The organism is Streptomyces sp. NPDC054847, assembly GCF_053610925.1.
Map to the genome: position 1 here is coordinate 1 of NZ_JBSGZJ010000145.1, position 15,119 is coordinate 15,119.

The following is a 15,119-nucleotide window of genomic DNA, read 5'->3' on the forward strand; positions in this document are numbered from 1 at the left end:
GCCGACGGCAAAGGCGACGGCGCCGAAGGCGAGCGGGAGGTGAGGGGCACCGTGGCTGATTCCGTGAACGGGCACACGGCCAAGATCGTCTTCGACGGTGTACGCAAGGAGTTCCCCGTCAAGGGCAGGGACGGCGAACGGTCCGCGGTCACCGCCCTGGACGGCATCGACCTCACGGTGGGAGCCGGCGAGTTCATCGTCGTGGTGGGCCCCAGCGGCTGCGGCAAGTCGTCCCTGCTGGATCTGCTCGGCGGCCTGTCCCGGCCCACCTCGGGCAGCATCCTGCTCGACGGCTCACCGGTCACCGGTCCCGGTCTGGACCGGGGCATCGTGTTCCAGCAGTACGCGCTGCTGCCCTGGCGCACCGCCCAGGGCAACGTCGAGTTCGGTCTGGAGGCCACCGGCGTACCGAGACGTGAACGCACCGCCCGCGCCAGGGAGTTCCTGGACCTGGTGGGACTGAGCGGGTTCGAGGGCCGTCATCCGCACGAGCTGTCGGGCGGCATGCGGCAGCGGGTCGCGATCGCGCGGAGCCTCGCGTACGACCCGGACGTGCTGCTGATGGACGAGCCGTTCGCGGCGCTGGACGCCCAGACCAGGGAGTCCCTCCAGGACGAACTGCTGCGCATCTGGCGGCGCACCGGAAAGACGGTCGTGTTCATCACGCACGGCATCGACGAAGCCGTCCACCTGGGACAGCGCGTCGCCGTCATGACCTCCCGCCCCGGCCGGATCAAGGAAGTCGTGCCGATCGACCTGCCCGCCCGCACCAGCAGCGACGATCCGCGCTCCAGTCCCGAGTTCGCCCGGTACCGGCACCGGATCTGGTCGCTGCTGCGCGACGAGGTGTCCAGGGCCCAGCAGGAGGAAAGAGAAGGAGTCGCCGTATGAGTCCCGTGACCGAAGCAGGCACCGGCCTCGCCCCGCATCCCGTGGCGCGCCCCCAGGGTGCCGCTCCGCAGCCGGTGGCCGTCCCGCCCACTCCCCCGCCTCGCCGCAAGCGGTTCCGCCAAGCCGCCCGGCGGTCGGCGCACGGCCTCCTCAGGGCCGGCACCAAATCGGTGGCGGTCGTGGCGCTGGTCCTGCTGTGGGAGGCGGCGCCCCGCTTCGGGCTGGTCGACCGGACGTTCCTGCCCCCGTTCAGTGAGGTCGCCCAGGCGTGGTGGCAACTCGCCCTCGACGGACAGCTCTCCGACAATGCGAGCGCCAGCCTCACCCGTTCACTCAGCGGCTTCGGGATCGCGGTGGCGCTCGCCGTCCCTCTCGGGCTGCTGATTGGCTGGTACCGGCCGGTGGCGGACCTCCTCGGGCCGCTGCTGGAAGTGTTCCGCAACACCGCCGCCCTCGCCCTGCTGCCCGTGTTCGTGCTGTTGCTGGGCATCGGGGAGACGTCCAAGATCTCGATCGTCGTGTACGCCTGCACCTGGCCGGTGCTGCTGAGCACGATCAGCGCGGTGCGCTCCGTGGATCCGACGCTGCTGAGGCTCGCACGGTCGCTGGACCTGTCCCCCGTCCGGCTGTTCCAGAAGGTGATCCTCCCGGCGTCCGTGCCGGCCGTCTTCACGGGGATCAGGCTCGCCGGGGCGGTGTCCATCCTGGTGCTGGTCGCGGCGGAGATGATCGGCGCCAAGGCGGGGCTCGGCCATCTGATCAACAGCTCCCAGTACAACTTCGCCATCCCGCAGATGTACGCCGGGATCATCACGATCTCCGCGATCGGCGTGGCCTTCAATCAGCTCCTGGTCGCCCTGGAACGGCGGCTCAGCTCCTGGCGGGTCCCCGCGAACGGCTGAACCGGCCCCTTCTGCTGCCTGATCCCGTTCCCGCTCCTGCCGGCTGCCGCCGCTTCCGCCCGCTCCCTGTCTTCCCCTCCCTCACCGCCAAGGACTTCGCCATGCCTTCCTCGCCACCTCGCCACCTGCACCTCAACGCCTTTCTGATGAACGCCGGTCACCACGACGCGGCCTGGCGTCATCCCCTCACCCAACCGGAGCGCGTCACCGACCTGACGTACTTCCAGCAGCTGACCAGGACCGCCGAACGGGGCCTGCTCGACTCGGTGTTCCTCGCCGACGGGCTGACCCTGCCGGGCAATGTCCGCCACAACGCCCTGGGCGGCTTCGAGCCGCTCACGCTCCTGTCGGCGCTGGCCGCCGTCACCGAGCACATCGGGCTCATCGCCACCGTCTCGACCACGTTCAACGAACCGTTCACCACGGCCCGCGCGTTCGCCTCCCTCGACCACCTGAGCGGCGGCCGGGCCGGATGGAACATCGTGACCTCCGGAAACGTCGACGAGGCCCGGAACTTCGGGCGGGACGAACACCTCGAGCACGGTCTCCGCTACGAGCGGGCGCGGGAGTTCGTCGACGTCGCCGTGAAGCTGTGGGACAGCTGGGAGGACGACGCGATCGTCCTCGACCGAGCGAACGGCGTCTACGCCGACACCGACAAGGTCCGGCCGATCGACCACCGGGGATCGCACTTCCAGGTGCGCGGCCCATTGAATGTGCCCCGCTGTCCGCAGGGGCGCCCGCTGCTGGTGCAGGCGGGATCGTCGGAGGCGGGCAGGGAGTTCGCCGCCCGGTACGCGGAAGCGGTGTTCACCGCGCAGCAGACTCTGGCCGACGCGCAGGAGTTCTACAAGGACCTCAAGACCCGGGCGGCACGCCACGGTCGCGCGGAGGAGGACGTGAGGATCCTGCCCGGCGTCTGCCCTGTGATCGGTTCGACCGAGGCGGAGGCCCGGGCCCTGGCACAGCAGCTCACGGACCTCCAGGTGCCCGAGTACGGCCTGGCCCAGCTCTCCGGGATGCTCGGGACCGACCTGACGGGTCTGCCCCTGGACGGGCCGCTGCCGGAACTCCCGGACGAGCGGGACATCAACGGCAACAAGAGCCGCTTCAGGCTCGTCGCCGAGCTGGCCCGGCGGGAGGGGCTCACCCTGCGGGAGCTGATCGCCCGGCTCGGCGGCGGTCGTGGTCATCATGTGATCGCCGGCACCGCGGAGCAGATCGCCGACCACCTCCAGCAGTGGTTCACCGAGGGAGCGGCCGACGGTTTCAACATCATGCCGCCGTACTTCCCTGGCGGGCTCGACCACTTCGTCGACCAGGTCGTGCCGGTCCTCCAGGCTCGCGGCCTGTTCCGTACCGAATACACCGGCAGCACGCTGCGCGACCACTACGGGCTTTCTAGGCCGGTCGGGTCCCGTGCCGGTCTGCCCGCAGCGGTCCCGGCGCGGCAGCCCGCCTGACCGGGACGGCCGAACCGTTCGCTCCCGCTGTCCGGTGTGAGGCCTGGCCGCAGGCACTGCCGGTGGACGGCGCCCAGGGCGGCCCGTCCACCGGCACCTGCGTCGGTTCCGTCCACCGCCGCCCGGGGCGTTCGTCCTGCACGCCCGGGCGGCCGGCCGCACAACGGGTCCGGACACGATCTTCACCACTTCGCGGGGTCACGGGCCTCGGCCCGGACGGTGTCCTGTGCGGCGGCGAGGAGTCCCATGATGGGGTGCAACGTGTGCTTCCGCCGGACTCCGGGAGAACTTCCGTGTCAGTAGTCGATGCGGTCGGCCTTGGCCAGCCACGCGTCGAACGGCGCCGTACGGTTCGGCAGATCCAGCCGCTCGACCGGCATCGGCCACATCGACGCGGGCTTCTTGTCGAACAGGTCGTAGAACCTGCGGTCGTCGAAGCCGGCCACCGCGGCATCGTGCCGGTCGGCTGCGTAGACGATCCGGTCGACGCGCGCCCACAGCGCGGAGGAGAGGCACATCGGACACGGCTCGCACGAGGTGACCAGGACGCAGCCCTCGAGCGAGAAGGTGGCCAGTTGCTTGCAGGCGGCGCGCATCGCGCTCACCTCGGCGTGCGCCGTCGGGTCCAGGGTCGCTGTGACCTGGTTGTTGCTGATCGCGACGATCTCGCCGCCCTTGGCGACCAGTGCGCCGAACGGACCGCCGCCGTTCGTCACGCTGTTGCATGCCGATCTGATCGCCTCGTCCATCCAGCCGCGCTCGAGTTCCTGGATACTCGTTTCCTGGGTGTGTGCGGTCACGGTCGCTCCTCATTTCCCGATGCCGGCCTCAACGGCGGCGCTCCCCCCGCGGCAGGCCGGAGGGAACCACGGCACTCATCTCTTGCTTCCTTGCAACTTGTTGAGGAGTACACAGCCACCCGAGTGGAAGGTGCCAGGAGTAAAAGACATGAAAGCGGCCGCAGGCTGTCCGTAGATTTCTACGAGATCCGGTCGGACCTGCGGCAGGGGCCGGCTCCCGCTGGGCGGGCCCGACCCGCCCGGACCCCACCGCGCCGCTAGAATCCCGCCCCATGGGCGTCTCCTGAGCCGACCGTCACGGCCACAGCCATCCGCGCCCGGCGGTGTGCCGGGCGTTCGCAAGCGTGCCCGCGCGCTCACTCAGGAGACCGCCACCATCATGTCCTCTCGCTCCGCCTGCCCCGCACTCGACGCCCGCATCGCCCGGCTCCGGGAGATCGCCCGGTCCGAAGAGTGTCTGGAAGGCATTCTGCTCTACGGGTCCTGGACCCTCGGCGAGGCCGACGCCCACTCCGACATCGAGGCATACCTGTACGTCGACGACGAGCACGTCGGCGACTTCGACGGCCGGGCGTTCCTGGAACAACTCGCCCCGCTCGAGCTGGCGTACACCAACATGTACGGGATCCTCGCCGTCGTCTTCGACGACCTGATGCGCGGCGAGTTCCACATCACGCCCGCCGGCGCCGGCATCGACGAAGTCCCCACCTGGGAGGGGATGGTGCACCTTCCCCGTCCCGAGGCCGCTGTCCTGCTGGACCGCACCGGCCGTCTGACGCGGGCCGCCCGGCGCCTCGCCGCGTTCCGGCCGCCGGAGCCCACGGGCACCGCGCAGCAGCTCACCGACGAGCTGACCAATTGGACGCTCATGCTGGCCCATGTCCTGGCCCGCGGCGAAGTGGCCCGCGCCCACGCCCTGCTGCACTCGGTCGTCGCGCCGCAGCAACTGCAGTTCTGCCGTCTCCGGCGCGACAGCACCGCCCACTGGCTGACCCCCAGCCGGGCTTTGGAACAGGACCTGCCCGCCGCCGACCGCGCCCGCTACACGGCCGGCACCGCCGCCGCCCGCGAGGAGGAGGTACGCACGGCGGCCCGCAACAGCTGGCGCTGGAGCCGGGACCTGATCGCCGAGGCCGCCGAACGCTGGAACGTCCGTGTGCCGAGCGGGCTGCACGAGGAGATCAGCGGCCTGCTGGCGACGTAACACCGGGAACGGGGGCGGGGACGGTGTGGTGGAGGGGAGCCGATGACGTTCGAGCCGGGTCGGCAGTGTGGTGGAGGGGAGCCGATGACGTTCGAGCCGGGTCGGCGGTGTGCCGGGCAGGGCGACCACCACCGTCCCCGGGCTCGTCGTCCCTGCGCGACCCCGCACGGCCCCCGTTGCGGCGAGCCCCACGCGCCGGGGCCTGTATCGTGCGCGACCGCGCGGCCTCCCCTCGCGCCTCACCCTCAAGTGCGCAGGTGGGACGCGCCATTGAGGTCGAGCACCGCCCCGGACGACCAGACGGCCCCGGGTGAGGCGAGGTAGAGCACGGCCTCTGCCACCTCCTCGGCCGTCCCGACCCGCCCGAAGGGGCTCTCGCCACGCAGCGCCTCGCCGCCCTGCCCCGACAACTTCGCGGCCTGCCGTTCCGTCGCGACGAAGCCCGGGGCCACGGACGTCACCGAGATCCCGTGCGGCGCCAGTGCGACGGCCATCGACTGCCCGAACGCGTGCAGCGCGGCCTTGCTCGCGCCGTACGCGGGGAAGTCGGGCTCTCCCCGGAACGCGCCGCGGGACCCGACGTTGACGATGCTGCCCGTCGCGCCCCGGTCGATGAGGTGCCTGGCGACGCCGTACGTCAGGTTCGCCGCGCCGAGCAGATTGACGTCGATCATGCGCTGCCAGGACCGCTGCCAATCCTCGTAGGAGACGTCGGCCACGGAGTGCCGGTTCTCGGCGGAGGGCGCGACGGCGGCGTTGTTGACCAGGACCTCGACCCCGCCCAGCGTCGCCACGGCATCGTCGACGATGCGTCGCGCCACGGCCGGATCGCTGATGTCGCCGGCGACAAGAGTGTGGCCGTGCCCGGGCAACCGCCGCAGTGTCTCCTCAGCGTCCTCGCGCCGGGCCGCGTAATGGACCGCCACGGCGTCGCCCTGCTCCGCGAACGCCACCGCGACGGCGCGGCCGATCCCCCGCGACGCTCCCGTGACCAGTACCCGCCTCATCGGTTCTCCTTCAGCTTCGGCATCCGCCCGACGGTAGCCGGTCGTCGCGAGCCGGCCTGATCCGCCCGTGGGTGACGGCAGAAGCGGCCGGGACGGCACCGTGACGGGGCGGACTACCGTGGAGTCATGGGCAGTGGCCTCGTCACCCTGTTCCTCAGCGGTGACGTGATGCTCGGCCGCGGCGTGGACCAGATCCTTCCGTACCCCGGCGATCCGGCCCTGTCCGAGCCCTACGTACGCGACGCGCGTGCCTACGTCGAGATGGCGGAGGCGGTGAACGGCAAGGTTCCCCGCCCGGTCCCCTTCTCCTGGCCCTGGGGCGACGCGTTGGCGGTGCTCGACGAAGCCGGGCCCGACGTGCGGGTGCTGAATCTCGAGACCTCAGTGACGCGGAGCGACGACGCGACCGACGGCAAGGAGGTCCTCTACCGGATGAACCCGGCGAATCTGCCCTGCCTGACGGCGGCCCGTCCCGATGTCTGCGTCCTCGCCAACAACCATGTCCTGGACTACGGCCGCCGAGGGCTGGAGGAGACACTCGCGGTCCTCGCGGACGCGGGCCTGCGCACGGCCGGCGCGGGACGGGACCTGGCGGCCGCCCGGCGGTGCGCGAGCCTCCCGCTGGACGGCGGCCGGCGGGTGCTCGTCGTCTCACTCGGCACGGAGTCCAGCGGTGTCCCGCCGGAGTGGGCGGCCACCGCACGGCGCAGCGGGGTCCACTTCGCCGCCGACCCGTCGCCCGCCGTCGCGGCGGACGTGACGGCTCGGCTGCGCGAGGTGAGACGGCCGGGCGACGTGACGGTCGTGTCCGTGCACATGGGATCCAACTGGGGTTACCAGGTCCCGCGCGGCCAAGTGCGCTTCGCCCACGCGCTGATCGACGGCGGCGCGGACATCGTGCACGGGCACTCGTCCCACCATCCTCGGCCCGTGGAGGTGTACCGCGGTCGACTCGTCCTCTACGGCTGCGGGGACCTGATCAACGACTACGAGGGCATCGGCGGCTACGAGCGGTACCGGGACGACCTGCGTCTGCTGCACCTCGCCTCGGTCGATCCCGCCACCGGCGCTCTCCACGAGGTCAGGATCGTTCCCCTGCAGGCGCGGCGGCTGCGGCTGACGCACGCCTCCGCGTCCGACTGCCGTCTCGTGCACGATGTCCTGGGCCGGATCAGCCACGGCCTGGGCGTCCGCGTGCAGGCCGAGCGGGACGGCTCGATCACGGCCCGGCCGACCTGAGGGCCCCTTCCCGGCCCGGTACCTGACCGCCGGCACCTTGTGTAGGGTCCGGCTCGCTCACGCGGTCAGGCTCCGCGCGGCGCGCACGTTGGCGGAGTTCCGCATCATGAGCGCGTAGACGCATGCCGCGACGATCATGCCGACGGGCAGGGCGAGGTCCACTCCGCCCAGGGCACGCGCCACGGGCCCGGTGTAGAGCGTGTTCACGCTGAGGGCCGCCGCGACGACGCCGGAGACGAGGGCGACGGCGCCCGCCGGGTTGACGCCGGCGGCGTACCAGAAGGGGCTGCCGGTGGTCTCGTCCATGAGCACGGGCCCGTCGTAGCGGTTGCGGCGTATCAGGATGTCGGTGGCGTAGACGGCCATGGCGGGACCGAGGAGGACGACGGTCAACTGGAGGACGTTGCTGACGGTGTCGAGGAAGTTGGAGACGAGGAGCCCGTACAGGGTGAGCGAGACGGCGGCGGCCCCGTCGACGAGCACGCTGCGGGCGCGGCGGATGCGGAGGCCGACGGCCTGGAGGGCGAGGCCGGCGCTGTAGGCGGTCAGGGCGTTGATGGCGATGGTGCCGACGATCAGCGCGAGCAGGAAGACCGGGTGGAACCAGCCGGGAAGGATCGTCTCGAGTCCGGTCTGCGGGTCGGTCATGTCGACCGCGGTCGCGGCGAAGGCGCCGAGTGAGCAGACGACGACGCTCGGCACGAAGCCGCCCAGAGCGGTCCAGCCGATGACCGCCTTCGCCGACGTAGTGCGGGGCAGATAGCGGGAGAAGTCGGCGCTGGTGGTGTACGAGAGCGGGCCGGATCCGACGAGGGTGACGCCGGCGAGAAGGACGGTCCACAGGTCGACGCCGGTCAGCGGCTCGGCCGGCGTGTAGCCGAAGTCGGTGTGCCGGACGACGGCGACGGCCACGACGGCGAAGGCTGCCGTGAGGGCCAGCGTGATCGGGAGGTACAGCTTCATGATCATGCCGTGGCCGTAGACGCCGATGGCCAGGGTGAGGGCGGCGACGACCACCACGACGGCGACCTTGACGCCGGTGTCCGCCGTGATGCCGGTCTTCTCCACGAGGGCGAAAGCGGCGGTCGCGGCGGCGGCCAGGTTGAGGGCGAAGTAGCAGACGGAGATCATCCAGCCGACGATCGCGTTGTTCACGCGGTTGCCCCTGATCCCGTACATCGCCCGTGTGATCACCTCGCTGGGCGCGCCGGCGGCCGGGCCGGAGACGGAGAGCAGCCCGGTGAGCACCCAGAACAGGTTGCCCACCACGACCACGGCGAGGGCCTGCCACAGGCTCAGGCCCATGAGGACCAGGGCTCCGCCGACGACCAGGCTGAGATAGTTGACGTTGGCCGCCGCCCAGACGGAGAAGAGCTGCCGTGGCCGGCCATGGCGCTCATGGTCGGGGATGTGGTCGATGCCGTGCGCCTCGACGCGGACCGGGCGGTCCTCCGGCGGCTGCGAGGCCCCGTCGGGTGTGGCGTGCGTGCCGGGACGCGGGTGGTCGGGAATCGTGGACGCCATGGGCCCCTCCGGGTGCTGGTTTACCCACCTGCTTGTTTGTTGGTCGCAAACTCAATAGCATCGATTCCATGTCGTCAAGCACTCAGAACAAACGAATCCGCAAGTCTCCGGCCGACAGACGTGCGGAAATCGTTGCGGCGGCCGCGATGGTCGCCCTGACCGAGGGGCTGGAGTGCATCACGCTCCGGCGCATCGCGGAGGAGCTCGACGTCCGCCCGGGACTGATCAGTCACTACTTCCCCGCGGTGGAGGACCTGGTGGCCGAGGCGTACGGCACCGCCGCCGGTTCCGAACTCGACGGCCTCCTCCCGGCCGACCGGGCAGGGGCCACGCCCACGCACCACTTGGCGCGGTTCTTCGCCCGCGCGACGGGACCGGAGTACGACGACATCAGCCGGCTCTGGCTCAACGCCCGGCACCTCAGCCGCTACCGGCCCGCCCTGCGCGAGCGTGTCGCCGTACAGGAGGCCGCGTGGCGCGACCGGCTCGGCGGCCTCATCCGTGACGGGGTCGACCGGGGCGAGTTCCGCACCGCCGACCCGGCGGTGACGGCCATTCAGATCCTCGTCGTCATCGACGGTCTCGGCGTCCACGCCAACAGCGGCACCGGCGACCGTCCGCCCGCCGTCGTACGCATGGCCGTCACCACCGCGGAACGCGAACTGGGCCTGCCCGCCGGAACGTTGACCGCTGCCGTCACTTCGATCTGACCTTTTCCAAGGAGCTCCTTGTGCGCACCTCGCTCGTCCTGCTCTCTGCCCGTCTCCTCGACCCGGCCTCCGGCTCGTTCCTGTCCGGGACCGCGCTCGCCGCGGCCGGCGGCCGGATAACCGCCATCGGCGACGACCGGGAGATCCGTGCGCTCGCCGACCCCTCGACGACGGTGATCGACCTCAAGGGCGCCGTGGTGACCCCCGGTCTCGTGGACGGGCACCTGCACCCCGTCACCGGCGCCGAACTCACCCACGGTCTCGACCTGTCGGGCTGCGCCGATCTCGACGACGTGCGCCGGGCGCTGGCCCGCGAGGCGGCGGGCCTCGCGCCCGGGGCGTGGCTGCACGGCTGGGGCCTCGACCCCAACGTGTTCGCGGACGGGCCCGTGTCGACCGCTCCTTTCGACGCCGTGCTCGAAGGGGTTCCCGCCCTCCTCCTGCTCTTCGACGCCCACTCCATGCTCGCCAGCCGGCGGGCCCTGGAACTCGCCGGCGTCGACGGGCCGCGCAGCTTCGACCAGGCCTCGGCCGAGGTCGTCTGCGACGAGGCGGGCCGACCCACCGGTCTGCTGCTCGAGGACGCCGCCTGCGAGCTCGTCGAGCGCACCGCCCCGCAGCCCACCCGCGCCGAACGCCGCGACCGGCTCGCCGCCGCCCTGCGCGCCATGGCCGCCTCCGGGCTCACCGGCGGCCATGCCATGGACGCGAACGGCGACAGCCTGGAGCTCTACGCCGAACTCGACGCCGCCGGGGAACTGCCGGTACGGCTACGGGTCGCGCCCTGGTGCCAGCCCGGCATCGACGCCGACGCGCTGCAGGCGCTGATCGAACAGCAGGGCACCGGCGGCGCGCTGTGGCGGACCGAGGGCGCGAAGCTCTTCATGGACGGCACCATCGACAACGGCACCGCGTGGCTGGAGCGGCCCGACTGCCACGGAGAGTCCACCCACGCCTTCTGGCCCGACCCCGCCGAGTACACCCGAGTCATCGGCCGGCTCCACCGGGCCGGGGTGCCCACCGCCACGCACGCCATCGGCGACGCGGCCGTCCGGCACGCCCTCGACTCCGTCGAGAAGGCGCAGGCCGAGGGCGGACGGGAGGTGCGGCACCGGATCGAGCACATCGAGACCGTGCCCGACGACACGCTGCGCCGCTTCGCCGCGCTCGGCGTCGCGGCCTCCATGCAGCCCACCCACTGCTGTGACTTCACCCGCGCCGACCACACCGACAACTGGTCGCGCCGCCTCGGCGAGGAACGCGCCTCACGCGCCTGGCGCTGCCGCGACCTGTGGGACTCCGGCGCGACCGTCGTACTCGGCTCCGACTGGCCCATCGCCCCCTACCCTCCGCTGGGTGTCATGGCAGGCGCCCGCCACCGCCGGCCCGGCCGGGACCTCACCCGGCCCCCGCACGGACCCCAGCAGGCGCTCACCGCGCTGGAGGCGCTCCAGGGAATGACCGTCAACGCCGCATGGGCCGCGGGTGAGACACGGGAGGCCGGCCGGCTCGCGGTGGGCCACCGCGCCGACCTGACGGCCTTCGCCGCCGACCCGCTCAGCACGGCCGCCACCGACCTGCCGGACGTTCCCGTGCTGCTCACCGTCCTCGACGGCCGCCCCACGCATCGTGCCCCGAGCATGTGACCCCTCCGGCGCCCCGCGCCGCGCTGAGGACCCGCGAGCCACCGCAGCGGGTCAGTTACGCCCCCAGCCCGGCGGCAGCATGTCCCAGGAATCGTGGCGGAGCCACTCGTCGAACGTCGCCGGGCGGGCGCTGCCGGCATGGTCGAGCGACAGCGGGACGATCAGATCGCAGGTGGCACGGCCGTCCCACCACACCGTGCCGGCGAGAGGACCGGTGACCGCCAACCACGTGGAGAAGCCGCAGCCGTGCTCCTGCAGGACCACGGCTCCGGCGGTCTTGCGGTCCTCGAAGTCCCCGCATTCGTCGTCCCACGCCTGCCAGGCCTCCTCGTGTGCCTGCTCGTCGGCGAAATCCTCCGGCCGGGGCTCACGCGCGTCCAGCTCCGCGTCCGCCGTCACGTACGAGTCGGGGTGCGGGAAGGGCAGTCCCAGCAGCTCCGCCGACGCCGGGGAGCCGGCGCCCCAGTCCCAGCCCCACTCTTTCCGGCACGGCCTGAGAACCCGCTTGGCGGGCTTCGCCTCCATCAGATACGCGCGGTAGGCCTGCGGGAAGGAGACGCCGAGCTCGCTCTCGGCCATGGCCAGCTCGACCTCGGTCAGCGGCGGGGGTACGTGCGGATGCTGCATGGCGCCGAGCCTAGAACGGATCCGGTCGTGTGCACCCACGGACGGCGGTCGTGTGCACCGGATGCGATCGACGTCGAGTGGCCCGCGTCGGCGGGCCCGGGATCCACCTACGACATGCCCTCCGGGCCGCCGCCTCCCGGCTCACCGAAGACGGGATAGCGGCGGAACCGGTCGTCGGCCGGGGCCGTCGGCCCCGTTCGCCAACTCCGCAACACCGCGGCGGACGGCGCGAACAGCGGCTCCGGCACGGCCTCCGGCGGGAACCACTCCCACCGCACGATCTTGTCCGGCTCCCGCACCCGCGGTGTACCGGCCGCCCGCGTGACGAGGGCGGCGCCCGTCACCCGCGTGAGTCCGCGCTCCCCGTCCACCAGCACGGCCCCGATGCGTACTGCCGCCGGCTCCACCCGCAGGCCCGTCTCCTCCGCCAACTCCCGCGCCGCGGCCTGCTCGAATCCCTCCCCGGGGTCGACCTTCCCGCCGGGCAGCTCCCATCGTCCGTCGTGGCCGAGCCCGAGCAGCACCCGCCGTCCGCCCTCGTCGAGGACGACGACACCGACCCCGGTGAGGCTGTTGGGCGTGGGGAACGCCCGCTCAGGACGTTCTGCCGTCCGGTGGTCGTCGTGCACGGGATCTCCTGGTGTCGCGTCGCTCGGGCGGTCACGCCCGGCACCATTCCTCATCCTCGCACCGAACAGCACGACTCTGGAGCGACGGCTGGTGCGGGTGTCGTCAACCGGTCCGGTTGTTACGGGTGTTCCCCGGGCATGGTTCAGCAACAACCCTGCATAACAGGGGCAGTTGAAGCACCCGACACATCAATTCCAGCACGCGTACGCCCAAATCCCGATCGGTTCCAGGACGGAGACGCATGGTGAAGAGAACGAGAACGGTGCTGCGCAAGGCGGCCGCGGTGGCGAGCGCGGTGCTCGCCGTCACGGGCATCGCGCTGGCGGCGGCACCACCCGCCGCCGCGGCCGACTACTACTACGAACTGCCCTACCCGGCAGGCGAGTCGTACAGGGTGACCCAGGGGCCGGAAGGCACGTTCTCGCACACCGGCCCGTACAACGAGTACGCCTGGGACTTCGGACTGCCGGAGAACTACGAGGTGTCCGCCGCGCAGGCGGGCACCGTGCTCGTCTCGGACTGGTCGCCGTACTGGCAGAACGGCATCGAGGTGATCATCCGCCACTCGAACGGCCGTTGCACCCACTACGCCCACCTGAACCGGGCGATCTACAACACCGGCGACTGGGTGCCCCAGGGCCGCATCATCGGCTGGTCCGGGAACACCGGCGCCTCCACGGCGCCGCACCTGCACTTCCAGGTGATCGACTGCAACACCCGCGTGGGCATTCCCGCCAGGCTTCAGGGCTGGACGCCGAACACCGGCTCCTGGCCGGTCAGCGTGAACACCCGCGCCTGACACCGCCCTTGGCTGCTCCGACCCTCCTGGCTCTTCCGGCCTCGCCGGAGAACACGACCGGACACGCCCCGCCACAGGTCCGCGGCGGGTCCGGTCGTGTGCGGGCCGTCCGGCGCGGGACCGGACGAGGTCGCGCCGAAATGGACATCGTGACGACGCGGACCCCGCACTCGGGTGATAATCCCGCCGTGGACAACGACCATGTGGTGCCCCTGCGCGGCAGCACGCACCGGCCCGGCGGGCTGCCGGCGGCACACCCGCCGGCGTCCTGGCCCCACTGGCAGGACGAGTACCCCGTCATGGCACCCGGCGGGCACCCGTACGTGCTCGCCGCGCTGCGGATGGCCGTCTCCGGCAACCGGCACTGGCAGCAGCAACGCCTGGTCGAGAACGACGATCTGCGGGTCAGGCTCGGGCCCCTGTTCAGCACCGTGCCGGTCAGTCACTCGCTGCTCCAGGAACCGCACGGCGGCCAGCACTGCCGCTTCAGTACCGACGGACCCCGGCTCTGGCAGGACACCGACCCCGACCGCTGGCCGAACACTCTCTACCGGCAGCTCGAGCAACAGGACGGCCCACGGCAGGGGCTCGGCGAGGTGACGGTGGCGCTGCGTCTCCTGACGAGGAGCGGCCTCACCGTGGAGGTCCGCCGGACCGTAAGCGAGTGCAACGTGCGGGCGGACGCCCGTCTCCTGCTGGTCCAGCTCCCCCGGCAACTCGCCGACGACCGGTCCTGACCACCCCGGACGCCGCGACGAGGCCCTCGGCGCCCCCACACGACCCGATGGCGCCGGACCGCCCGGAATCCCGTACGCACGCCGGCGGCGCGGGCGGCGCTGCCCACGTCGCGTAGCCGCTCCCCGGAGTGCGCCCCCCGCCTCGCTGTCACTCGTGCGCGACCACCGCGACCGGTGCCCCGCAGTGGTGCATCGCGGCATGCGCGACGTGGCCGATGTGCGGGACGAGGGGCGCGCGGCGGATGTGCCGGCCGACCACCACGAGTCCCGCGTCGGCGGTCTCGTCGACCAGCACTTGCGCGCCGGCGCCCATCATGGGCCGTTCCACCACGGCCACCGACGGGTGCTCCTGCCGCCAGGGCAGCAGTGCCTCGCCGAGGGCCGTCGCCGCCTCGCGTCCGGCCTCTGCCCGGGCCTCGTCGGAGTGGACGAACATCAGGGGCAGCTTCCAGCCGTGCACGGCGCGCAGGGTGCATCGGCGCCGGGCCGCCTCCTCGAAGGCGAAGGCGAGGACCGGACCGGCGGGCCGGTGGAGGTCCACCCCGACCACGACCTCCTTGTCCGGTCCGTGCCCCTGTTCGCTGCCGTCGGCGCGTACGACGACGACCGGTGCCGTCGTGGCGGCGACGGTCGCCAGCCCGACCGAGCCCATGAGAGCGCCCATCACGGTCCCCAGCCCACGTGATCCGAGCACCAGCAGGTCCGCGTCCGCGGCTTCGACGGCGAGTGCGCCCGCGGGCCGCCCCGACATCCGGCGCCCGGAGATCCGAAGCTCCGGGTGGGCGAGCCGCAACTCGTCGACCGCGCCTTCCAGCAGCCGGTCCGCCCAGTCGCGGTGGTCGTCACGAGTGACGGTCGGCATGGCCACGGCCACCGGCAGCGGCCACTCCTCCACGTGCACCAGAAGCAGGTCCGCACCGCGCAGGGCGGCCTCCCGGGC

At 72.0% G+C, this 15,119-nt stretch carries 15 protein-coding genes; 9 read left to right on the forward strand and 6 right to left on the reverse strand.

The window, feature by feature from the left end; translation table 11 throughout:
• The first annotated feature begins 63 nt into the window (after nucleotides 1–63).
• The 3 genes from ACWGH4_RS16840 (at nucleotide 64) to ACWGH4_RS16850 (ending at nucleotide 3,256) form a co-directional block, all read left to right on the forward strand.
• On the forward strand, nucleotides 64–891 hold the full coding sequence (locus ACWGH4_RS16840) for an ABC transporter ATP-binding protein (protein ID WP_453461150.1): 828 nt from the start codon (nucleotides 64–66) through the stop codon (nucleotides 889–891).
• On the forward strand, nucleotides 888–1,793 hold the full coding sequence (locus ACWGH4_RS16845) for an ABC transporter permease (RefSeq protein ID WP_453461110.1): 906 nt from the start codon (nucleotides 888–890) through the stop codon (nucleotides 1,791–1,793). Before ACWGH4_RS16840 ends, ACWGH4_RS16845 begins: the two co-directional genes overlap by 4 nt.
• Nucleotides 1,794–1,894: 101 nt before the next feature.
• Nucleotides 1,895–3,256: an LLM class flavin-dependent oxidoreductase gene (locus ACWGH4_RS16850; protein WP_453461113.1), complete on the forward strand. Its 1,362-nt coding sequence runs from the start codon at nucleotides 1,895–1,897 to the stop codon at nucleotides 3,254–3,256.
• A 296-nt stretch (nucleotides 3,257–3,552) separates the two neighbouring features.
• Here the strand turns inward: ACWGH4_RS16850 and ACWGH4_RS16855 are convergent, their stop codons facing one another.
• Complete coding sequence (locus tag ACWGH4_RS16855; protein ID WP_453461116.1) at nucleotides 3,553–4,056, reverse strand: nucleoside deaminase; 504 nt, start codon at nucleotides 4,054–4,056, stop codon at nucleotides 3,553–3,555.
• Between the two features lie 379 nt (nucleotides 4,057–4,435).
• Here ACWGH4_RS16855 and ACWGH4_RS16860 point away from each other — a divergent pair, with 379 nt between their 5' ends.
• Nucleotides 4,436–5,260 (forward strand): nucleotidyltransferase domain-containing protein, encoded by an 825-nt coding sequence (locus ACWGH4_RS16860; protein WP_453461119.1) that lies wholly within the window; start codon nucleotides 4,436–4,438, stop codon nucleotides 5,258–5,260.
• Between the two features lie 245 nt (nucleotides 5,261–5,505).
• Here ACWGH4_RS16860 and ACWGH4_RS16865 read toward each other — a convergent pair whose 3' ends face one another.
• On the reverse strand, nucleotides 5,506–6,267 hold the full coding sequence (locus ACWGH4_RS16865; protein ID WP_453461121.1) for an SDR family NAD(P)-dependent oxidoreductase: 762 nt from the start codon (nucleotides 6,265–6,267) through the stop codon (nucleotides 5,506–5,508).
• A gap of 126 nt (nucleotides 6,268–6,393) precedes the next feature.
• On the opposite strand from ACWGH4_RS16865, the gene ACWGH4_RS16870 reads away from it, so the two are divergent.
• Complete coding sequence (locus ACWGH4_RS16870) at nucleotides 6,394–7,506, forward strand: CapA family protein (protein ID WP_453461124.1); 1,113 nt, start codon at nucleotides 6,394–6,396, stop codon at nucleotides 7,504–7,506.
• 57 nt (nucleotides 7,507–7,563) lie between these two features.
• Here ACWGH4_RS16870 and ACWGH4_RS16875 read toward each other — a convergent pair whose 3' ends face one another.
• Nucleotides 7,564–9,030 carry a purine-cytosine permease family protein gene (locus ACWGH4_RS16875; RefSeq protein ID WP_453461127.1) on the reverse strand — a complete coding sequence of 489 codons (1,467 nt, stop codon included), beginning with the start codon at nucleotides 9,028–9,030 and terminating at the stop codon, nucleotides 7,564–7,566.
• Between the two features lie 68 nt (nucleotides 9,031–9,098).
• Between ACWGH4_RS16875 and ACWGH4_RS16880 the strand changes: the two genes are divergently transcribed.
• Nucleotides 9,099–9,740, forward strand: coding sequence for a TetR/AcrR family transcriptional regulator (locus ACWGH4_RS16880; RefSeq protein ID WP_453461130.1), 642 nt, complete (start codon nucleotides 9,099–9,101; stop codon nucleotides 9,738–9,740).
• Between the two features lie 20 nt (nucleotides 9,741–9,760).
• The gene (locus tag ACWGH4_RS16885) at nucleotides 9,761–11,386 is read left to right on the forward strand and encodes an amidohydrolase (protein WP_453461133.1); all 1,626 of its coding nucleotides are present in this window, start codon (nucleotides 9,761–9,763) and stop codon (nucleotides 11,384–11,386) included.
• 51 nt (nucleotides 11,387–11,437) lie between these two features.
• Here the strand turns inward: ACWGH4_RS16885 and ACWGH4_RS16890 are convergent, their stop codons facing one another.
• Nucleotides 11,438–12,013, reverse strand: a complete 576-nt coding sequence (locus tag ACWGH4_RS16890; protein ID WP_453461135.1) for an SMI1/KNR4 family protein — start codon at nucleotides 12,011–12,013, stop codon at nucleotides 11,438–11,440.
• Nucleotides 12,014–12,120: 107 nt separating this feature from the next.
• Nucleotides 12,121–12,642: a nucleotide triphosphate diphosphatase NUDT15 gene (locus tag ACWGH4_RS16895; protein WP_453461138.1), complete on the reverse strand. Its 522-nt coding sequence runs from the start codon at nucleotides 12,640–12,642 to the stop codon at nucleotides 12,121–12,123.
• Between the two features lie 242 nt (nucleotides 12,643–12,884).
• On the opposite strand from ACWGH4_RS16895, the gene ACWGH4_RS16900 reads away from it, so the two are divergent.
• Together ACWGH4_RS16900 and ACWGH4_RS16905 are read left to right on the forward strand one after the other, a co-directional pair.
• Nucleotides 12,885–13,442: a M23 family metallopeptidase gene (locus tag ACWGH4_RS16900; RefSeq protein ID WP_453461141.1), complete on the forward strand. Its 558-nt coding sequence runs from the start codon at nucleotides 12,885–12,887 to the stop codon at nucleotides 13,440–13,442.
• A gap of 140 nt (nucleotides 13,443–13,582) precedes the next feature.
• Nucleotides 13,583–14,179 (forward strand): hypothetical protein, encoded by a 597-nt coding sequence (locus tag ACWGH4_RS16905; RefSeq protein WP_453461144.1) that lies wholly within the window; start codon nucleotides 13,583–13,585, stop codon nucleotides 14,177–14,179.
• Between the two features lie 148 nt (nucleotides 14,180–14,327).
• On the opposite strand, the gene ACWGH4_RS16910 is transcribed toward ACWGH4_RS16905, so the two are convergent.
• On the reverse strand, nucleotides 14,328–15,119 hold a 792-nt coding region (locus tag ACWGH4_RS16910; protein ID WP_453461147.1), incomplete at its 5' end, for a universal stress protein.